General features: G+C 72.7%; 18 protein-coding genes. 14 read left to right on the forward strand and 4 right to left on the reverse strand.

Going from position 1 to position 20227, the window contains the following annotated elements; translation table 11 throughout:
- The first annotated feature begins 131 nt into the window (after window positions 1-131).
- The 8 genes from ACYVDA_RS13055 to ACYVDA_RS13090 all read left to right on the forward strand — a co-directional run bounded on the left by ACYVDA_RS13055 (window position 132) and on the right by ACYVDA_RS13090 (window position 9961).
- Entirely contained in the window at window positions 132-1646 is a 1515-nt protein-coding gene (locus tag ACYVDA_RS13055) for a sugar ABC transporter ATP-binding protein (RefSeq protein ID WP_460818814.1), read from the forward strand.
- Complete coding sequence (locus ACYVDA_RS13060) at window positions 1643-2722, forward strand: ABC transporter permease (protein WP_460818815.1); 1080 nt, start codon at window positions 1643-1645, stop codon at window positions 2720-2722. Before ACYVDA_RS13055 ends, ACYVDA_RS13060 begins: the two co-directional genes overlap by 4 nt.
- The gene (locus ACYVDA_RS13065; RefSeq protein WP_460818816.1) at window positions 2719-3798 is read left to right on the forward strand and encodes an ABC transporter permease; all 1080 of its coding nucleotides are present in this window, start codon (window positions 2719-2721) and stop codon (window positions 3796-3798) included. The genes ACYVDA_RS13060 and ACYVDA_RS13065 overlap by 4 nt, the downstream gene beginning before the upstream one ends.
- Before the next feature lie 5 nt (window positions 3799-3803).
- Complete coding sequence (rhaS, locus tag ACYVDA_RS13070) at window positions 3804-4847, forward strand: rhamnose ABC transporter substrate-binding protein (protein WP_460818817.1); 1044 nt, start codon at window positions 3804-3806, stop codon at window positions 4845-4847.
- 114 nt (window positions 4848-4961) lie between these two features.
- Window positions 4962-5315 carry an L-rhamnose mutarotase gene (locus ACYVDA_RS13075; protein ID WP_460818818.1) on the forward strand — a complete coding sequence of 118 codons (354 nt, stop codon included), beginning with the start codon at window positions 4962-4964 and terminating at the stop codon, window positions 5313-5315.
- Window positions 5312-6475 (forward strand): L-rhamnose isomerase, encoded by a 1164-nt coding sequence (rhaI, locus tag ACYVDA_RS13080; protein ID WP_460818819.1) that lies wholly within the window; start codon window positions 5312-5314, stop codon window positions 6473-6475. The genes ACYVDA_RS13075 and rhaI overlap by 4 nt, the downstream gene beginning before the upstream one ends.
- A 7-nt stretch (window positions 6476-6482) precedes the next feature.
- Window positions 6483-8522, forward strand: a complete 2040-nt coding sequence (locus tag ACYVDA_RS13085; RefSeq protein WP_460818820.1) for a bifunctional aldolase/short-chain dehydrogenase — start codon at window positions 6483-6485, stop codon at window positions 8520-8522.
- Window positions 8519-9961 carry a rhamnulokinase gene (locus ACYVDA_RS13090; RefSeq protein WP_460818821.1) on the forward strand — a complete coding sequence of 481 codons (1443 nt, stop codon included), beginning with the start codon at window positions 8519-8521 and terminating at the stop codon, window positions 9959-9961. Before ACYVDA_RS13085 ends, ACYVDA_RS13090 begins: the two co-directional genes overlap by 4 nt.
- A gap of 25 nt (window positions 9962-9986) precedes the next feature.
- On the opposite strand, the gene ACYVDA_RS13095 is transcribed toward ACYVDA_RS13090, so the two are convergent.
- Window positions 9987-10502 carry a 2'-5' RNA ligase family protein gene (locus tag ACYVDA_RS13095; RefSeq protein WP_460818822.1) on the reverse strand — a complete coding sequence of 172 codons (516 nt, stop codon included), beginning with the start codon at window positions 10500-10502 and terminating at the stop codon, window positions 9987-9989.
- A gap of 64 nt (window positions 10503-10566) precedes the next feature.
- On the opposite strand from ACYVDA_RS13095, the gene ACYVDA_RS13100 reads away from it, so the two are divergent.
- Window positions 10567-10983 (forward strand): PaaI family thioesterase, encoded by a 417-nt coding sequence (locus ACYVDA_RS13100; protein ID WP_460818824.1) that lies wholly within the window; start codon window positions 10567-10569, stop codon window positions 10981-10983.
- Window positions 10984-11046: 63 nt separating this feature from the next.
- Here the strand turns inward: ACYVDA_RS13100 and ACYVDA_RS13105 are convergent, their stop codons facing one another.
- Together ACYVDA_RS13105 and ACYVDA_RS13110 are read right to left on the reverse strand one after the other, a co-directional pair.
- Entirely contained in the window at window positions 11047-12018 is a 972-nt protein-coding gene (locus ACYVDA_RS13105; RefSeq protein ID WP_460818825.1) for an aldo/keto reductase, read from the reverse strand.
- Window positions 12018-12890: an aldo/keto reductase gene (locus ACYVDA_RS13110; protein WP_460818826.1), complete on the reverse strand. Its 873-nt coding sequence runs from the start codon at window positions 12888-12890 to the stop codon at window positions 12018-12020. The genes ACYVDA_RS13105 and ACYVDA_RS13110 overlap by 1 nt, the downstream gene beginning before the upstream one ends.
- 208 nt (window positions 12891-13098) lie before the next feature.
- On the opposite strand from ACYVDA_RS13110, the gene boxB reads away from it, so the two are divergent.
- From boxB to ACYVDA_RS13125, 3 genes are all read left to right on the forward strand, one after another.
- The gene (gene boxB / locus ACYVDA_RS13115; protein WP_460818827.1) at window positions 13099-14592 is read left to right on the forward strand and encodes a benzoyl-CoA 2,3-epoxidase subunit BoxB; all 1494 of its coding nucleotides are present in this window, start codon (window positions 13099-13101) and stop codon (window positions 14590-14592) included.
- 125 nt (window positions 14593-14717) lie between these two features.
- A complete protein-coding gene (locus ACYVDA_RS13120) occupies window positions 14718-15218 on the forward strand; it encodes a hypothetical protein (protein ID WP_460818828.1) in 501 nt (166 codons plus the stop codon).
- 108 nt (window positions 15219-15326) lie between these two features.
- Window positions 15327-15821, forward strand: a complete 495-nt coding sequence (locus ACYVDA_RS13125; protein WP_460818829.1) for a hypothetical protein — start codon at window positions 15327-15329, stop codon at window positions 15819-15821.
- 27 nt (window positions 15822-15848) lie between these two features.
- Here ACYVDA_RS13125 and ACYVDA_RS13130 read toward each other — a convergent pair whose 3' ends face one another.
- Window positions 15849-16709, reverse strand: coding sequence for a PaaX family transcriptional regulator (locus ACYVDA_RS13130; protein WP_460818830.1), 861 nt, complete (start codon window positions 16707-16709; stop codon window positions 15849-15851).
- Window positions 16710-16843: 134 nt separating this feature from the next.
- Here ACYVDA_RS13130 and boxC point away from each other — a divergent pair, with 134 nt between their 5' ends.
- Both boxC and ACYVDA_RS13140 read left to right on the forward strand, forming a co-directional pair.
- Window positions 16844-18568 carry a 2,3-epoxybenzoyl-CoA dihydrolase gene (gene boxC, locus ACYVDA_RS13135; protein ID WP_460818831.1) on the forward strand — a complete coding sequence of 575 codons (1725 nt, stop codon included), beginning with the start codon at window positions 16844-16846 and terminating at the stop codon, window positions 18566-18568.
- Window position 18569: 1 nt separating this feature from the next.
- Window positions 18570-20201 carry a benzoate-CoA ligase family protein gene (locus ACYVDA_RS13140; RefSeq protein WP_460818832.1) on the forward strand — a complete coding sequence of 544 codons (1632 nt, stop codon included), beginning with the start codon at window positions 18570-18572 and terminating at the stop codon, window positions 20199-20201.
- Window positions 20202-20227: the final 26 nt, after the last annotated feature.

Raw genomic sequence — 20227 nt, forward strand, 5'->3', positions numbered from 1 at the left:
CAAGGCGGACACGGGCTCGGCGGCGGTGATGTCGTGAGCCGAAAGTTACCACCAGGTCGTTGACTTCTGTGATGACGGTCACCTACGTTCCTCCTCACGAGTTGAAACCTTTCAATCACGAACGGACCCCCATGAGCACAGCCGCACCCCCCGCCGCCCTGGAGCTGCGCGACGTCGCGAAGAGCTTCGGCGCCGTGCGCGCCCTGCGCTCGGGCTCGCTGCGGGTCGAGCACGGCTCGATCCACGCGCTGGTCGGGGAGAACGGCGCCGGCAAGTCGACGCTGGTCAAGGTCGTCGCCGGCGTCTACCGCCGCGACGCGGGCGACCTGCTGCTGGACGGCGCCCCGGTCGACTTCGGGTCCACCGCAGAGTCCAAGGCCGCCGGCATCGCGGTCATCTACCAGGAGCCCACGCTGTTCCCCGACCTCTCGGTCACCGAGAACATCTTCATGGGCCGCCAGCTGCTGGGCCCGGGGCGCCGCATCGACCGGGCCGCCATGCACGCCGAGGCCGAGCGCCTCTTCGCCGGGCTCGGGGTGCGCATCGACCCCCGGCGCCCCGCCCTGGGCCTCTCGATCGCCGACCAGCAGATCATCGAGATCGCCAAGGCGATCTCGCTCGACGCCAAGGTGCTCGTGATGGACGAGCCGACCGCGGCGCTGAGCGGCGTCGAGGTCGAGCGGCTGTTCACCGTCGCCCGCCGGCTCCGCGACGAGGGCCGGGGCCTGGTCTTCATCTCCCACCGCTTCGACGAGGTCTTCGACCTGTGCGACACCGTCACGGTGATGCGCGACGGCGCCTACGTCGACACCCTGCCGACCACGGGCACCACGATCGACCAGATGGTCTCCCTGATGGTCGGCCGCGACGTGGGGGAGCTGTTCCCCAAGACGCCGGCCACCCTCGGCGACCCCGTCCTGGAGGTCGCGGGCCTGACCTCGGCCGGGGTCTTCCACGACGTCTCCCTCACCGTCCGGGCGGGCGAGATCGTCGGGCTGGCCGGCCTGGTCGGCGCCGGTCGCAGCGAGATCGCCCGAGCGATCTTCGGCATCGACGGCTACGACGAGGGCACGGTCACCCTGGCGGGTCGCGCCGTGCGTCGGCACGACCCGCGCGCCGCCATCCGGGCCGGGATGGCGTTCATCCCCGAGGACCGGCGCAAGCAGGGCCTGGTCATCGACGCCTCGGTCTCGCGCAACGTCGCCGGCGTCGTGCGCCGTGGCCTGAGCCGCGCCGGCGTGCTCACCGGCCGGGCCGAGGACCGCGCCGCCGCGCCCTGGGCGGCCCGGCTCGAGGTCAAGACCAACGCGCTGGACATGAACGCCGCGACCATGAGCGGCGGCAACCAGCAGAAGGTCGTGATCGCCAAGTGGCTGGCCACCGAGCCGTCGCTGCTGATCATCGACGAGCCCACCCGCGGCATCGACGTCGGCACCAAGGCCGAGGTGCACCGGCTCCTCTCCGAGCTGGCCGGGCAGGGGATGGCGATCGTGATGATCTCCTCCGAGCTGCCCGAGGTCCTCGGCATGGCCGACCGCGTGCTCGTGGTCTGCGAGGGCCGCCTGACCGCCGACATCGCCCGTGACGACGCCACGCCGGAGAACGTCATGCGAGCCGCGACCAGCACCCGGGAGGTGTCCGCATGACCGAGACCCGCACCCCCTCGCACGCCGAGGAGCAGCCCCTCGACCCCGCCACCGCGGGCCTGGTCGCCCCGAGCGCGCAGTCGCGCGGCCGGCGCGTCCTCGAGACCGTCGTGAAGTCGCGCGAGGCCTCGATCCTGGTCGTGCTGCTGCTCGTCGTGGCCGCGGCCACGGTGAAGTCGCCCTCCTTCCTGTTCAGCGAGAACAGCTGGCGCGACCTGCTGCTGACCCCCTCGATCCTGCTGCTCCTGGCCGCCGGCCAGTGCGTCGTGGTGATCACCCGCAACGTCGACCTCTCGGTCGGGTCGGTGCTCGGCCTCACGGCGTACCTCACGGGGCGGCTGTTCATCGACACCGGCCTGCCGCTGGTCGCGGTGGTGCTCGTGGCGGTCCTGGTCGGCGCCCTGCTGGGGCTGGTCAACGGCCTGCTCGTCGGCTTCGGGAAGGTCCCGGCCCTGGTGATCACCCTCGGGACGCTCTACGTCTACCGCGGCGTGGTCCTGACCTGGGCCGGCAGCAACCGCATCAACGCCTCGGACCTGCCCGACTCCTTCGGCAACCTCGGCACCCAGACGGTGCTCAGCATCCCGGTGCTCTTCCTCCTCGCCGTCGTGGTGGTCGCGGCCGTCGGCTACTACCTGCACACCGCCCGCGGCGGTCGCGAGCTCTACGCGATCGGCTCGGACCCCGACGCCGCCGAGCTCTACGGCCTGCGCGTGCGGCGCCGCGTGATCGGTGCGTTCGTCCTCAGCGGCGCGCTCGCCGGCCTGGCCGGGGTGGCGTACGCCGCCCGCTACGGCACCGTCAGCTCCGGGGCCGGCACCGGCGTCGAGCTCCAGGCCGTGGCCGCCGTGGTGGTCGGCGGGGTCGCCATCTTCGGCGGCAGCGGGACCGTCTGGGGCGCCGCGATCGGCGCCGTCCTGCTGGTCACCATCAACCGGGTGCTGCCCATCGTGGGCATCCCCGACTTCTGGCAGCAGGCGCTCGTGGGAGCCCTGATCCTCAGCGCGATCGCGCTGGACCGACTGGTCAGCCAGCGGCGCGCCCGCCGGCTCGTCGAAGCGAGGGACGCAGCATGAGCACGACCCAGCAGGTGCCCCACCAGGCACCGCGCACCTACCCCGCCCACGCCCAGCCCCTGTGGCGCCGGCTGCTGCTCTCCCGCGAGGCCGTGGTCGTCGCCGTCCTGGTCGCCGTGCTGGTCTGGGCGATCAACAGCGTCTCCTTCTTCGCCTCGCAGCTGACGATGACCTTCCTGCTGCTCGACGTGGCCCCCATCCTGCTGATCGCGCTGCCGATGACGGCCGTGATCGTGACCGGCGAGATCGACCTGTCGGTGGCCAGCGTGGTCGGGCTCTCCAGCGCGCTGCTGGGCGAGATGGTCTCCCACGGGGTGTCCGTGCCCGTCGCGACGGTCGTGTGCCTGGTGGCGGGCGTCGCCTGCGGGAGCCTCAACGGGTTCCTGATCGCGTTCCTGGGGCTGCCCTCCCTGGCGGTGACGATCGGCACCCTGGCGCTCTTCCGCGGGATCGCCGTCGGCCTGCTCGGCACCACCGCGATCACCACCTTCCCCGAGCGCTGGACCTCGTTGGCCAAGGCCGAGATCGGCTCGACCGGGATCCCGGTCGTGATGGTCGTCTTCGGCCTGCTCGCCGCGTTCTTCGCCTGGATGCTGCACTTCTCCGCCTTCGGACGCGGCGTCTACGACATCGGTCTCAACGACGAGGCCGCGGAGTTCACCGGGGTGCCCGTGCGCCGCACCCGGTTCACGCTGTTCGTGCTCTCGGCGACCGTCTCGGCCCTGGCCGGGGTCTACTTCACGCTGCGCTTCACCAGCGCCCGTGGCGACAACGCCACCGGCTTGGAGCTGCAGGTCATCGCCGCGGTGCTGCTGGGTGGGGTCTCCATCTTCGGTGGCCGCGGCAAGCTCGCCGGCGTCGTCGCCGGCGTCCTGCTGATCGGGGTGCTCTCCAGCGCCCTGCGGCTGCAGGGCGTCACGGTCAACGTCATCAACATCATCATCGGGCTGCTGCTCGTGGCCTCGGTGATGTCCACCTCCGTCCTGGCGTGGGCCTCCCGCCTCACCGCCAGGCGTCACCACCGGGGCGACCACCCCACGCTCTCGCCAGCCGGCGTCGGAACACCAGAGAGGTAACCACCATGTTCATCCGCTCCCAGAGGGTCGCCGGCCTCGCCGCCGTCACCCTGACCTTCAGCCTGGCCCTCACCGGCTGCGGCAAGGGCGCCGGCGACTCCGGCGCCTCGGGCTCGGGCTCCGGTTCCGGCTCGAAGGCCGCCACCGTCACCTTCATCCCCAAGAACCTCGGCAACCCCTACTTCGACACCAGCGACGCCGGTGGCGCCAAGGCCGTCAAGGAGTTCGGCGGGACCTACTCCCAGGTCGGTCCGCAGGAGGCCAGCGCCGACGCGCAGTCGCAGTACATCGACACCGAGGCGCAGAAGCGCACCTCCGCGATCGTGCTCTCGGCCAACGACCCCACCGCCCTGGGCGACTCGCTGACCAAGGCCCGCCAGGCCGGCACCAAGGTCGTCACCTTCGACTCCGACACCGACCCCAAGTACCGCGACCTGTTCATCAACCAGGCCACCGCGGACGGCATCGCCAAGGTCGAGGTCGACATGGTCACCCAGCAGATCGGCGACTCCGGCGAGGTGGCGATCCTCTCGGCCAGCGCCAACGCCACCAACCAGAACGCGTGGATCGCGCTGATGAAGAAGGACCTGGCGGCCAACCACCCCAAGGTCAAGCTCGTCGAGACCGTCTACGGCAACGACGACGACCAGACCTCCTTCGACAAGACGGCGGCGCTGCTCCAGAAGCACCCGAACCTGAAGGGGATCATCTCCCCGACCACGGTCGGCATCGCCGCGGCGGCGCGCTACCTGTCCAAGTCGAGCAGCAAGGGCAAGGTCGCGCTGACCGGTCTGGGCACCCCCAACCAGATGCGCGCCTACGTCAAGGACGGCACCGTCACGGAGTTCGCGCTGTGGAACCCCGAGGACCTCGGCTACCTCGCGGCGTACGCCGCCGACGCGCTGGTGACCGGCAAGGTCACCGGCAAGGAGGGCCAGAAGTTCAAGGCCGGCAAGCTCGGCGAGTTCACCGTCGGCGCCAACGGCACCGTCGTCCTGGGCGACCCCTTCAAGTTCAACAAGTCGAACATCGACAAGTTCAAGTTCTAGGCGGTCCCGGGGGCGGGTCGACCGCGACCCGGCCGGCCCGCCCCCACCCCCCCTGCTCCACCCCGACCCAGCCCGATCCACCCCCTCGAAGGACGGACCCCGACCGTGCAGCGCGTGTGCTTCTGGCTCCAGGTCCGCCCCGACCGCCTCGAGGAGTACGCCGAGCGGCACGCCGCCGTGTGGCCCGACATGCTCGCCGCCCTCGCGGCGACCGGGTGGCACAACTACTCGCTGTTCCTGCGCGAGGACGGCCTGCTGATCGGCTACCTCGAGACCCCCGACCTGTCGGCCGCCCTGGCCGGCATGGAGGACACCGAGGTCAACGCCCGGTGGCAGGCCGACATGGCCGGGTTCTTCGAGGACCTGGGCGACGCCCGCCCCGACACCGGATTCACCCAGCTCCGCGAGGTCTTCCACCTCGAGGACCAGCTCGGCCCCTCGGGAGCCGAGGAGAGAAGGACGACATGACCAGCTTCGCCGACATCAGCGGGCAGCTCGACGCGCTCGCGATCGAGGTGCCGTCGTGGGCCTACGGCAACTCCGGGACCCGCTTCAAGGTCTTCGGCAGCCCCGGCACCCCCCGCACGGTGCAGGAGAAGATCGCCGACGCCGCCACCGTGCACCGGTTCACCGGCCTGGCCCCGAGCGTCGCGCTGCACATTCCCTGGGACCTGGTCGACGACTGGGCCGCGCTCAAGGCCCACGCCGAGTCGCTCGGCGTCGCGCTGGGCACGGTCAACAGCAACACCTTCCAGGACGACGACTACAAGCTCGGCAGCCTGACCCACGCCGACCCGGCCGTCCGCGCCAAGGCCGTGCGGCACAACGTGCACTGCCTGGAGATCATGCGCGAGACCGGGTCCCGCGACCTGAAGATCTGGCTGGCCGACGGCACCAACTACCCCGGCCAGGACGACATCCGCTCCCGCCAGGACCGGCTTGCCGAGAGCCTGGCCGAGATCTACTCCCACGTCGGGGAGGACCAGCGGCTGGTGCTGGAGTACAAGTTCTTCGAGCCGGCGTTCTACCACACCGACGTCCCGGACTGGGGCACGTCGTACGTCCAGGTCCAGGCCCTCGGCGACCGCGCCGTGGTCTGCCTCGACACCGGCCACCACGCCCCCGGCACCAACATCGAGTTCATCGTCGCCCAGCTGCTGCGGCTGGGGAAGCTGGGCTCCTTCGACTTCAACAGCCGCTTCTACGCCGACGACGACCTGATCGTCGGCGCGGCCGACCCGTTCCAGCTGTTCCGGATCCTCGTCGAGGTCGTCCGCGGCGGAGGGTACGGCGAGGGGTCGGACGTCGCGCTGATGCTCGACCAGTGCCACAACATCGAGGCCAAGGTGCCCGGCCAGGTGCGGTCGGTGCTCAACGTGCAGGAGATGCTCGCCCGCGCGCTCCTGCTCGACACCGCCGCCCTCGACGAGGCGCGTCGCCGCGGTGACGTGCTCGGGGCGAACGAGGTGTTCATGGACGCCTTCTACACCGACGTGCGACGTGACCTGGCCGGCTGGCGCGAGGAGCGCGGGCTGCCGGCCGACCCGGTGCGGGCCTACCTGGCCAGCGGCTACCAGGACGAGATCGAGACCGCCCGCGTGGGCGGCTCCCAAGCAGGATGGAACTAGAGCGACCGTGAGCGAGAACCCCGTCGTCGTCGAGCTGGTCGAGCGGTCCAACCGTCTCGGCGCCGACCCGCGCAACACCAACTACGCCGGCGGCAACACCTCCGCCAAGGGCGCCGGGACCGACCCGGTCACCGGCGAGCCCGTCGAGCTGGTCTGGGTCAAGGGCAGCGGGGGCGACCTCGGCACCCTGAAGGCCTCCGGCCTGGCCGCCCTGCGCCTGGACCGGATGCGCGCCCTGGTCGGGGTCTACCCCGGCGTCGAGCGCGAGGACGAGATGGTCGCCGCCTTCGACTACTGCCTGCACGGCAAGGGCGGCGCCGCCCCCTCGATCGACACCGCCATGCACGGCCTGGTCGACGCCCCCCACGTGGACCACCTGCACCCCGACTCCGGCATCGCCATCGCGACCGCCGCCGACGGCGAGCGGCTGACCCGGGAGATCTTCGGCGACGAGGTCGTCTGGGTGCCGTGGCGCCGGCCCGGCTTCCAGCTCGGGCTGGACATCGCGGCCATCAAGGAGGCCAACCCCCAGGCCGTCGGCTGCATCCTGGGCGGTCACGGCATCACCGCCTGGGGTCGGACCAGCGAGGAGTGCGAGGCCGCCTCGCTGCGGATCATCGCCACCGCCGAGGCCTGGATCACCGAGCACTCCAAGCCCGAGCCGTTCGGTCCCGTGCTGCCCGGCTTCGAGGCCCTGCCCGAGGCCGAGCGGCGCGCCAAGGCGGCCGCGATCGGCGCCACCATCCGCGGCCTGGCCTCCACCGACCGGCCGGTGGTCGGCCACTTCACCGACGCCCAGGTGGTGCTCGACTTCCTGGCCGCGACCGAGCACCCGCGGCTGGCCGCGCTCGGCACGTCCTGCCCCGACCACTTCCTGCGCACCAAGGTCGAGCCGATGCTGCTCGACCTGCCCGCCTCCGCCTCGGTCGAGGAGACCGTCGCCCGGCTGCGCGAGCTGCACGGGGAGTACCGCGAGCGCTACCAGGCCTACTACGACCGGCACGCGACGCCGGACTCGCCGGCCATCCGCGGGGCCGACCCGCTGGTCGTGCTGGTCCCCGGCGTGGGCATGTTCAGCTTCGGCAAGGACAAGCAGACCGCCCGGGTGGCGGGGGAGTTCTACGTCAACGCCATCAACGTGATGCGCGGGGCGGAGGGCCTCTCGACGTACGCCCCCATCGACGAGGCGGAGAAGTTCCGGATCGAGTACTGGGCGCTGGAGGAGGCCAAGGTCCAGCGGATGCCGGCGCCCAAGCCGCTGGCCACCCGGATCGCCCTGGTCACCGGTGCCGCCGGCGGCATCGGCAAGGCCACGGCCAAGCGGCTCGCCGCCGAGGGCGCCTGCGTCGTCGTGGCCGACCTGTCGCTGGAGAAGGCGCAGGCGGCGGCGGCCGAGATCGGCGGCCCGGACGTGGCCATCGGCGTCGCCGCCGACGTCAGCGACGAGGACGCCGTGCAGGCGGCCGTCGACGCCGCCGTGCTCGCCTTCGGCGGTCTCGACCTGGTCGTCAACAACGCCGGCCTGTCGCTGAGCAAGTCGCTGCTCGAGACCACCGCCGCCGACTGGGACCTCCAGCACGCGGTGATGGCCAAGGGGTCCTTCCTGGTCGCCCGGGCGGCCGCGCGGGTGCTGATCGACCAGCAGATGGGCGGCGACGTCGTCTACATCTCCTCGAAGAACAGCGTCTTCGCCGGGCCCAACAACATCGCCTACTCCGCCACCAAGGCCGACCAGGCCCACCAGGTGCGGCTGCTGGCCGCCGAGCTCGGCGAGCACGGCGTCAAGGTCAACGGCGTCAACCCCGACGGGGTCGTCCAGGGCTCGGGCATCTTCGCCTCCGGGTGGGGGGCCAACCGGGCGGCCGTCTACGGCGTGGAGGAGAAGGACCTGGGCAAGTTCTACGCCCAGCGCACCATCCTCAAGCGCGAGGTGCTCCCCGAGCACATCGCCAACGCGGTCTTCGTGCTGTGCGGTCCCGACATGACGCACACGACCGGCCTGCACGTCCCCGTCGACGCAGGCGTCGCCGCGGCCTTCCTGCGATGAGCCCGACGGGGGACCGGCGCCCGGTCCGGGTCGTCGCGGTCGACCTCGGGGCGACCTCGGGCCGCGTCATGGCGGCCCGGGTCGGCCTCGACCCCGAGGTCATCGAGCTCACCGAGGTGCACCGCTTCCCCAACGGGGCCGAGCGGCACGCCGACGGCTCGCTGCGCTGGGACCTCGAGCGGCTGCACCGCGAGGTGCTCGAGGGGATCCGGCGGGCCGCGGCCACCGGCCCCGTGGACGCGATCGGGATCGACTCCTGGGCGGTCGACTACGGCCTGATCGACGCCGAGGGGCGGCTGCTGGGGCCGGCGTACTCCCACCGGGACGGGCGCACCGACGGCGTCGCCGACGTCGTGGAGGCGCGGGTCGGCGCCGCGCGGCTGTACGCCGAGACCGGCCTCCAGCGCCTGCCCTTCAACACCCTGTTCCAGCTCGTCGCCGGGCGGGAGGACCTCGCCGGGGCCGCGCACCTGCTGCTCGTGCCCGACCTGATCACCTCGTGGCTCACCGGCCGGGTGGTCGCCGAGCGCACCAACGCCTCGACCACGCAGCTCTACGGCGCCCGCTCGCGGGAGTGGTCCACCGACCTGCTCGAGGAGCTCGACCTGCCGACGGGCCTGCTCCCGCCGCTGGTCGACCCCGGCACCGTGGTCGGGCCGGTGCTCGACGACGTCGCGGCCGCGCTCGGCCTGCCGTCCGGGGTGCCGGTCGTGGCCGTGGGGTCGCACGACACCGCCTCGGCGGTCGTGGGCGTGCCGGCCGGCGACGAGCCGTTCGCCTACGTCTCCTCGGGCACCTGGTCGCTGGTGGGGCTGGAGCTGGCCGAGCCGGTGCTCACCGAGGCCGCCCGCGAGGCCGACTTCACCAACGAGGCCGGCGTCGACGGCACCACCCGGTTCCTCCAGAACGTCTCCGGCCTGTGGGTGCTCTCGGAGTGCCTGCGGACCTGGCGCGCCGAGGGGCTCTCCGTCGAGCTGCCGGACCTGCTGGCCGCGGCGGCCGTGCACCCCTCGCCGGGCACCTTCGAGATCGGGGACCACCGGCTGGTCGCCCCCGACGACATGCCGGCGCGCGTGGTCGCGCTGGCCCGCGAGGCCGGCATCGCGCTGTCCGGCGAGCCGGTCGAGCTGGTGCGGGTCGTGCTCGACAGCCTCGCCTCGGCGTACGCCCGGAGCGTGGGGGTGGCCGCCCGCCTGGCCGGGGTGCAGCCGACGGTCGTGCACGTGGTGGGCGGCGGGTCGCTGAACGCGCTGCTCTGCCAGCTCACTGCCGACGCCTGCGGGCTGCCCGTCGTCGCGGGGCCGCAGGAGGCGGCGGCACTGGGCAACGTCCTGGTCCAGGCCCGGGCGCTCGGGGTGGACCTCCCCGACCTGGCCCGGATGCGCGCGCTGGTCCGGCGCACCCACCGGTTGAGGCGCTTCGAGCCCGCCGGGGCTTGAGCCGGACCGACGCCCTGGGCCGGGCTCAGGCCGGCTGGTCGCCGGAAGGGAACCGGCCCAGCGGCGACCACGGTCCGCCGTCGTAGCGCCACAGCTCGAACGCGACCCCGTGGGCCACCGACGGGGTGAAGCGGCCGCGCAGGTCGTCCAGGGTGCGGCGGGCGGTCGAGCTGGCCACCTTGTTCTGCACCGTGGCGTGCAGGTGCAGACGTTGGGCGTCCTGACGGGTCAGGTGCTCCTTCCAGCGCTGCTGCCAGCCCAGGTGCAGCTGGTCCAGCGCCGGGCAGAGCAGCCGGTAGGCGACGCCCCGGTCCAGGGAGTAGACGTCGTGCACGCGAACCTCCAGCGGCAGCTCGGCGGCGGCCTCGGCGAGCACCGTCTCGACGTCGGCGCGCAGGGTCGCGGGCAGGGCGTGGAACAGGGTGACGTGGGCGCCCACCACCAGCCGCTCGGCCGGGAACAGGGCCGACCGCTCCTCGTCGAGGCGGGCCTGGGTCTCGGGGTCGAGCAGGAGGGAGACGATGAGCGGGGCGTCGGTCACCGCCCCATCATGCCCAGACGGGCCGGCGCTGCGCTCGGCGTGCTCCGCTGGGAGGATGCTCGCCATGACCGACGAGAGCATCGACATGACGGGTCAGTTCGTGGCCTGGCTCGGCCTGGACCTCACCGAGACCACCGGCGACCGGGTCACCGCGACGTGGGAGGCCCAGCCCAAGCTGCACCAGCCCTACGGCATCGTCCACGGCGGGGTGCACTGCAGCGTCGTGGAGACCCTGGCCAGCATCGGCGGCGCGCTGTGGCTGGGGGAGAAGGGCCAGGTCGTCGGGGTCAACAACTCCACCGACTTCTACAAGGCCGTCCGCGAGGGCACCCTGACCTCGGTCGCCGAGCCCGTGCACCGCGGCCGGTCCCAGCAGGTCTGGCTGGTCGAGACCCGTCGCGAGGACGGCGCGCTGGTCAGCCGCGGCCAGGTCCGCCTGCAGAACCTCTACCCCCAGGAGTCCGGCGCCCCGGCGATGTGAGGGCACGGCCAGAGCCCCGCGCCGACGGCGTACGTCGGTCGCGGAACCCCCTGCCACGCGCTGCTACCGGTGGCCGGCGATCGCGTGGGGGACGTACCCCTCGCCCAGCCGGGCCAGCTCGTCCTCGGTCAGCTCGAGGTCGACCGCCGCGACGGCGTCGGTGAGGTGCTCCGGCTTGGTCACCCCGACGATCGGGGAGGTGACGACCGGCTGCGCGAGCAGCCAGGCCAGGGCGACCTGCGCCGGGGCCACGTCGCGCTCGCCGGCGACGTCGAGGACGGTCTGCACGATGGCGGCGTCCTCGTCGCGGTAGAGGGAGCCGCCGAACTCGTCGGTCTCGGTACGGTTGGTCGCGGTGTCCCACGGCCGGGTCAGACGTCCGCGCGCCAGCGGGCTCCACGGGATCACGCCGACGCCCTGGTCCGCGCACAGCGGGAGCATCTCGCGCTCCTCCTCGCGGTAGACCAGGTTGTAGTGGTCCTGCATCGAGACGAACTCGGTCCAGCCGTGGGCCCGTGCGACCTCCTGGGCCTTGGCGAACTGCCAGGCGTACATCGAGGAGGCACCGATGTAACGGGCCTTGCCCGACCGGACGACGTCGTGCAGCGCCTCCATCGTCTCCTCGATCGGGGTCGCGGGGTCCCACCGGTGGATCTGGTAGAGGTCCACGTAGTCGGTCCCGAGCCGCTCCAGCGAGGCGTCGACCTCGTGCAGGATCGCCGCGCGGGAGAGCCCGGCGCCGTTGGGGCCCGGGCGCATCCGGCCGTGGACCTTGGTGGCCAGGACGACGTCCTCGCGCTTGGCGTGCTTCCACAGCGCGCGACCGGTGAACTCCTCGCTGGAGCCGCCGGAGTAGACGTTGGCGGTGTCGAAGAAGTTGATCCCGGCCTCGAGCGCGGCGCGGATCGTCTCCTCGGCGAACGCCTCGTCCTTGGCCCACGGGTGGCCGCCCCGCGCCGGGTCGCCCCAGCTCATGCAGCCGATCGCGATCCGGGAGACCTCGAGGCCGGTGCGGCCCAGACGGGTGTAGTGCATCAGGCGCCCGCCTTCGCGGCCTCGCCCAGCGCCTCGAACTCGGCGTCGCTCAGCTCGATCGAGGCGGCGGCGGTGTTGGCGTCGAGGTGGTCGACGGACTTGGTGCCGGGGATGGGCAGCACGACCGGCGAGCGCTTGAGCAGCCAGGCCAGCGCCAGCTGCGAGGGGGAGGCGTCGTGCTCCTTGGCGGCGGCGGCCAGCGGGCCGTCCTCCTTCGACAGCGCGCCGGTGGCCAGCGGGAACCACGGGATGAAGCCGATGCCGTGCTCGGTGCAGTGGTCCAGCAGGGCCTCGGCGTCGCGGTTGGCCAGGTTGTAGAGGTTCTGCACCGACACGATCTCGGCGGTCTTCTGGGCCTCGACGAGGTCGTCGACGCTGATCTCGGACAGGCCGATGTGCCGGATCTTGCCCTCGTCCTGGAGGGCCTTGAGCTCGCCCACCTGGTCGGCCACGGGGTACGCCGGGTCGATGCGGTGCAGCTGGAACAGGTCGATCCGCTCCAGGCCGAGGCGGCGCAGGCTGAGCTCGACCTCCTGGCGCAGGTACGCCGGCTGGCCGAGCGGGGTCCACACGCCCGGGCCCTGGCGGGTCAGGCCGGCCTTGGTCGCGATCACGACGTCGTCGCCGTACGGGTGGAGCGCCTCGCGCAGCAGGTCCTCGGCGACGTAGGGGCCGTAGGAGTCGGCGGTGTCGAAGAGCGTGATGCCGATCTCGACGGCACGGCGCAGGACCTTGATCGCCTCGTCGTGGTCGCGCGGCGGACCCCAGACCCCCTCGCCGGGCAGCTGCATGGTGCCGTAGCCGAGGCGTACGACGGGCAGGTCGCCGCCGAGCTGGAAGGTGCCGGACGGGGCTGCGAGGTTCTGGGTCACGCGTGACTCCTCGAGGTTGGGTGTCGGTCGGTCGTGGGGCCCCGGGAAGGACGCCCACCCCTGGTCCAAGGCGTCGACGGGCCGGGATGTTCCCCAATCGACCCGGCCCGACCCGTGCCGACCCGGACGCCGCACAGTCGACAGTCCCTTGGCAATTCCGCCACGGGAGTGTAGAACGAGAGGGTTCGCCGAACCCAGGGAGCACGAGATGACCCAGACCAACGAGCGCGCCGACGACCGCACCGGCGCCGCGCCGGCGCCGACCGGCCCGCTGAGCCGCATCGACTACTCCGAGAAGATCCCGAACAACGTCAACCTCAACGAGGACCGGCGGCTCCAGCGGGCGCTCGAGGGCTGGCAGCCCAAGTTCCTCGACTGGTGGAAGACCCTGGGCCCGGCGCTGCCGACCAAGGACGTCTACCTCCGCACGGCCGTGGCCGTGGGCCGCGACGGGTGGGCGCACTTCGAGCACGTGCCGATGGAGGAGTACCGCTGGGGGATCTTCCTGGCCGAGGGCGACCCCGACAAGACGGTGTCCTTCGGCAAGCACAAGGGCGAGCCGGTGTGGACCGAGGTGCCCGGCGAGCACCGCGCCGACCTGATGCGGCTGATCGTGATCCAGGGCGACACCGAGCCCGCCTCGGTCGAGCAGCAGCGGGTCCTGGGGGCGACCGCCCCGTCGATCTACGACCTGCGCAACCTGTTCCAGGTCAACGTCGAGGAGGGTCGTCACCTCTGGGCGATGGTCTACCTGCTGCACGCCTACTTCGGCCGCGAGGGCCGCGAGGAGGCCGAGCAGCTGCTCAAGCGCAACTCCGGCGACCTCGACGCCCCACGCATCCTCGGCGCCTTCAACGAGGAGACCACCGACTGGCTGCAGTTCTTCATGTTCACCTACTTCACCGACCGCGACGGGAAGTACCAGCTCGGCACCCTCAAGGAGTCGGCCTTCGACCCCCTGGCGCGCACCTGTGAGTTCATGCTCAAGGAGGAGGCCCACCACATGTTCGTGGGCACCACCGGCGTGCAGCGGGTGGTCGAGCGCACGGCCGAGAAGATGGCCGCGCACGGCTCCGACGCCGGGTTCGAGCACGGGGTGATCCCGCTCGAGGTGATCCAGAAGTACCTCAACTTCCAGTTCTCGGTCTCGATGGACCTCTTCGGCTCCGAGCAGTCCACCAACGCCGGCAACTACTACTCCTCCGGCCTCAAGGGCCGCTGGCAGGAGACCCGCCGCAAGGACGACCACGTCCTCCTCGAGGACACCCGCGAGATGCAGCACGTCGAGGACGGTGAGATCAGGACCCGGACGGTCCCGATGCTCAGCGCGCTCAACCTCGACCTGCGCGACGAGTACGTCGCCGACTGCGCCAACGGCGTACGACGGTGGAACCAGGCGCTCGAGGAGGCCGGCCTCGAGGAGCGGCTCTACCTGCCCCACGAGGGGTTCAACCGCCGGGTCGGCACCTACTCCGCCCACCACGTCGGCCCCCACGGCGACGTGCTCGACGACGCCGCGTGGGCAGCCCAGGTCGAGGGGTGGCTGCCCAGCGACCAGGACCGCGCGGACGTCGCGGCCCTGATGGTGCCGGTCTACGAGCCCGGTGAGTTCGCCGGCTGGATCGCCCCGCCGAACGCCGGCATCAACGACCAGCCGGTGGAGTTCGACTACGTGCACCTCGCCGACGAGGGCCTGGTCTGAGCTGCGCCAGCCACCGTTTCCGGGGGTGTGTCTTCCGCGGACGGACGCTGCCCACGGAGCGGCTGGCTGGCTAGGTTGCTGAGCACGTCGGACCCGTCGGGACCGGCCTGCTCCGGAGGTCCCTCGTGCGCCTACCCACCTCGCTCCTCGTCGTCCTGACCGCGCTCCTCGCTGCCCTCACCGGCACGCTGGCCCTGACCTCGTCCGCCGACGCGGCCGCGCGACGGCTGCTGACCTACCGCGGGTCGGACGGCACGGGCGTGTACCTCACCTCAACCACCCAGGTCGACCGTCGGCTGCCGGGGTCCCCGGCGGACTTCCGGCGCTTCGTGAAGCGACGGGTCACCTACCTGCGCGGCCTCGACGAGTGCGCGGGGTCGGCGCGCGGCCTCACCGTGTGGCGGGTGCGGACCGACGGCTTCGCCTCCGGGGCCGAGAACGCCTGCGGCGGGGCCCTGTTGATCTGGAAGCGCGTGTCGGGACGCTGGCGGATGGTCACCGGCACGCAGTCCGGCTGGCCCTGCGGCGACCTCCGCCGCTGGTCGGTCCCGTCCTCGATGATCCCGGGCCCGGGCCCGAAGGAGTGCTGGACCGGCGCCCGGTTCGTCACCTACCGCCACGCCTGACCCCCCACCCGTGGCGAGCTCCCGCCGACCTGGGGCGCCGACCTGGTGGCGACGGCGAGCGCGGTCCTAGCGTGTGCTTGTCATCGACAACCACTCTCGGGAGTCCCCATGTCACGACGCGTCCTCACCCCGGTCACCCCGCTGCTCAGCCTCCTGCTGGCACTCGCCGGAGCCCTGACCCTCGCCGCCGGCCCCGCCCGGGCGGCGACCCCGACCCTCCACGTCTACGGCGGCGACCAGGGCGTGTTCATCCAGCGCGCGGTCAACGTCGACCGCAGGCTCCCGGGGGCCCCGGCCGACTTCCGCGCCTTCGCCAAGCGCACCATCCACCACCTGCAGGCCACCCGGACCTGCTCGCCGTCGGCGGTGGGCCTGAGCGTCAACCGGGTGCGCTCCGACGGCTACGCCCGGGGCGCGGTCAACCAGTGCGGTGGGTACGCCGCGATCTGGAAGCGCGTCTCCGGCCAGTGGCGCGAGGTGCTCGGCACCCAGGACATCTGGACCTGCCGGGACCTGCGCCGCTGGTCGATCCCCAGCTCGGTCGTCGCACCCCGGCCGGCCTGCTACAACGGCAGCAAGGTCGTCACCTACCGCCACGCCTGATCCCCGGCGCAGCGCGGAGGGGCGTCCTCAGCCGGCGCGGGCGGCGGCGTCGAGCCCGTCCCAGTGGGCCTGGGCGGCCTCGTGCCACGCCGCGTGCTGGGCGTGGAAGACCGCCGCGGCGCGCGGGCCCGGCCAGTCGTGGTCGAGCAGCTCGCGGGGCAGGTCGGGGTCCAGGAACGGGAAGCGGCGCCACTCCTGCACCATCTCGACCTGGGCGGTGAACGCCTCCTGGGGCGAGGCGACCTCGCGGTCGGCGTACTCCAGGAGGAACTCGCGGTAGCGCTCCTCGACCTCGGCCAGGTCCCAGGCGTCGCCGAGCAGCCGCTGCTCGTCGCCGAGGCCGGCGGCCGAGCCGGTCCAGGCGAAGGCCTGCGACTCGAGCCCCAGGTCGCGGATGACCTCCTGCACACCGGCCCGCTTGGCGGCGTCGGGAGTGATCCACAGCCCGGAGGTGGGGGACCCGAGGCCGAGCCAGGTCAGGCGGGTGCGCAGCCGGTGGCGCAGGCGTCGCTGGGTCTCCGGGACCGGGACCGTCAGCACCAGCCAGCGTCCGTCCCAGGGGTGCCGCTCGCCCATGAACCCGTAGATGCGGCGGGTGCCGCTCTCGAGCAGCTCGGCGCCCTCGGGGCTCAGCTCCCACAGCACCCGGCGGCCGTGGCGCTCCGAGCGCAGGTGGCCCTCGCGGGCGGTGCGGGCCAAGGACTGCCGGGCCGACTTCTCCTCGACGCCCAGGGCGCCGAGCGCCTCGATCAGGGTCGCGGTCCACACCGACGCGTGGCGCGGGTGGACGAACTCCCCGAGCACGGTCAGCAGCAGCGACCGTGCGCTGGCGGCCCCGGTCTCGCGGCGGCGCGAGACCGGCGACGTGGGGGCGGGGTCGGTGGGCACGGGCGTCATTGTCGCGCGTCGTCGCCCCGCGTCGGCGTACGCCGCTCCCGGAGGACGTGCGACAAACTCTTGACGGTCCGCCGTGTCGGCGTAGAGTCCCAGGCGACGCCCACCCCACCGAACGAGGTGCACCCATGTCCGTCCTGGACGCGCCCGAGCGCGCCGACCAGACCCGGCCGGCGCCGGTGCCGGTCGTCGACTTCGAGACCCACCCCGACCGCTACCACCACTGGCGCCTGGAGGTCGACGGCGCGGTCGCGACCCTGACCCTGCTGGTCGACGAGGATGCGGGCCTGGTCGAGGGCTACGCGCTGAAGATGAACTCCTACGACCTCGGCGTCGACATCGAGCTCCACGACGCGGTCGAGCGGCTGCGCTTCGAGCACCCCCAGGTCACGGCCGTGGTGATGACCGGCGGCCTGGACCGGATGTTCTGCGCCGGGGCCAACATCCGGATGCTCGCGCAGTCCAGCCACGCGTGGAAGGTGAACTTCTGCAAGTTCACCAACGAGACCCGCAACGCCATCGAGGGTGCTCGCGAGGGCAGCGGGCAGACCTGGATCGCGGCGCTGAACGGGACCGCGGCGGGCGGCGGCTACGAGCTGGCCCTGGCGTGCGACGAGATCGTGCTGATCGACGACGGCTCCTCGACCGTGAGCCTGCCCGAGGTGCCGCTGCTGGGCGTGCTGCCCGGCACCGGCGGACTGACCCGGGTCGTGGACAAGCGCCTGGTGCGCAAGGACCGCGCCGACCTGTTCGCCACCCGGTCCGAGGGCTACCGGGGCGCCACCGCCGTCGAGTGGGGACTCGTGGACGCGACCGTGAGCCGGGCCCGCTGGGACGCCGACATCCGGGCCCGGGCCGAGCGGGCCGTCGCCGCCTCGGACCGGCGACCGGCCACGGCCGACGACGGGGTCGCGCTGACCCCGCTGGAGCGCACCGAGGACGAGGACGGGCTGTCCTACCCCCACGTGAAGGCGCGGTTCGACCGGGCCGGACGCCGGGTCGACGTCACCGTGCTGGGGCCCGGCGAGGAGCCGCCCGCCGACGCCGCCGCGGCGCGCGCCCAGGGGGTCGCGTGGTGGCCCCTGGCGGTGGCCCGGGAGCTCGACGACCTGGTGCTGCGCCTGCGGACCAACGAGCAGGAGCTGGGCACGTGGGTGCTGCGCACCGAGGGCGACCTCGACCGGGTGCTGGCCCACGACGCCCGGCTGCGCGAGCTGGTCGACGCGGGCGACTGGTTCGCGCACGAGACCTCGGCGTACGCCGCCCGGACGCTCAAGCGCCTCGACGTCACCAGCCGGAGCCTGGTCGCGGTCGTCGAGCCGGGCAGCTGCTTCGGTGGGCTGCTGGCCGAGCTGGCGCTGGCCTGCGACCGGCAGTACATGCTCGACGGCGTCTACGAGGACGTCGACCCCGACGCCGAGCCTGCCCGCGTCGCGCTCACCGCCAGCAACGACGGGCCGTTCCCGATGGGCAACGGCCTGACCCGCCTGGCCTCGCGCTTCTGGGGCCGCGAGGAGGACCTGGCCCGCGCCCGCGAGGTGCTCGACCGGCCGCTGGACGCCCGCGCCGCCGAGGAGGCCGGGCTGGTGACGATGGCGCTGGACGACCTGGACCTGGAGGACGAGCTCCGGATCGTGCTCGAGGAGCGCGCCTCGCTGAGCCCCGACGCGCTCACCGGCATGGAGGCCAACCACCGCTTCGTCGGTCCCGAGACGATGGAGACCAAGATCTTCGGGCGGCTCACGGCCTGGCAGAACTGGATCTTCGTGCGTCCCAACGCCTCGGGCCCCGACGGCGCGCTGCGGCGCTACGGCACCGGCCAGCGGGGCTCCTACGACCACCGGCGGGTGTGAGGTGGTCACGACCGGCCCGACCGCTGGAGGGTTCAACGCCGCGGACTACCTGGTGCGCCGCCAGGTCGACGCCGGCCGGGGGGACCGCACCGCCGTGGTCGCCGCCGAGCGGTGGACCTACGCCGAGCTCGACGACCGGGTGGGCGCGGTGGCCGCCGGGCTGCGCACCCTCGGGCTGCACCACGACGACCGGGTCGTGCTGGTGACCTCCGACGACGTGCCGATGCTGACCTCGATCCTCGGCGCGTTCCGCGGTGGCTTCGTGGCCGTGCCGGTCTCGACCATGTTCACCGGGGCCGAGCTGGCCTCGATCGTGGCCGACTCCGGCGCCCGGGTGCTGGTCGCCTCCCCGGAGTACGCCGACGCCGTGACCGCGGCGGTCGCGTCCTGCCCCGCGGTCGAGCACGTGGTGCTCGCGGGGGAGGGGCGGATCGACCTGCCCGACGGCGTCGCGCTCACGTCGTACGCCGACCTGGTCGTCGCGGGCGCGTCCGGCGACACCTCGACCGCGCCGACCGTGGACGACTCGTGGGCGCTGTGGCTCTACACCTCGGGCACCACCGGCCAGCCCAAGGCCGCGATGCACCGTCACGCCAACGTCCGGCACGTCTGCGAGACCTACGGCACCCAGGTCCTGGGCATCACCGAGGACGACGTGACCTTCTCGGTGCCCAAGATGTTCTTCGCCTACGGCATCGGCAACACCGTCTTCTTCCCGCTCTCGGTCGGGGCGACCACGGTCCTGGAGCCCCGGCGACCCACCCCCGACGTCGTGCGCGAGCGCCTCGAGCGCGACCGGCCGACGCTGTTCTTCGGGGTGCCGACCTTCTACGCCGCCCTGGTCGGCAGCGACCTGCCCGCGACCGCGTTCGACTCCGTGCGGCTGTGCGCCTCGGCCGGCGAGGTCCTCCCGGCGCCGCTGCAGCGCCGGTTCACCGACCGGTTCGGCGTCGAGGTCCTCGACGGCATCGGCTCCACCGAGGCGCTGCACATCTTCCTCTCCAACCGTCCCGGCGACATCCGGCCCGGGACGACCGGCACGGCCGTGCCCGGCTACGACCTCCAGGTGCGCGACGCCGCGGGCCACGAGGTCCCCGCCGGGCATCCGGGCGCGCTCTTCGTCCGCGGCGCCTCCATCGCGCTGGGCTACTGGCACCGCACCGACGCCTCGCGCCTGGTCTTCCAGGGCGAGTGGCTCTCCACCGGCGACACCTACGTGCGCGGCGAGGACGGCTACTTCACCTGCCTGGGCCGCAACAGCGACATGCTCAAGGCCGGCGGGATCTGGGTCTCCCCGGCCGAGGTCGAGAGCCGGCTCCTGGAGCACCCGGCGGTCCAGCAGGCCGCGGTGGTCGGGGTGGCCGACGCCGACGGGCTCGACAAGCCCGTCGCCGTGGTCGTGGTGCGCCGGGGGGACGGCGAGCCGGACCTCGTCGAGCAGGACCTGGTCACCTGGTGCCGCGACGGCTTGGCGCACTTCAAGGCGCCGCGCCAGGTCGTGTTCGTCGAGGACCTGCCCAAGACCGCCACCGGCAAGCTCCAGCGCTTCAAGGTCCGTGGCATGGTCCGGGACGACCCGCAGGCCGAGCCCGCGACCACCGGCGCGCGCGAGGCCGCCGAGGTGACCTCGTGACCCGGTCCACCCACCACCGGCCCCAC

The sequence above is a fragment of the Nocardioides korecus genome (assembly GCF_054778395.1).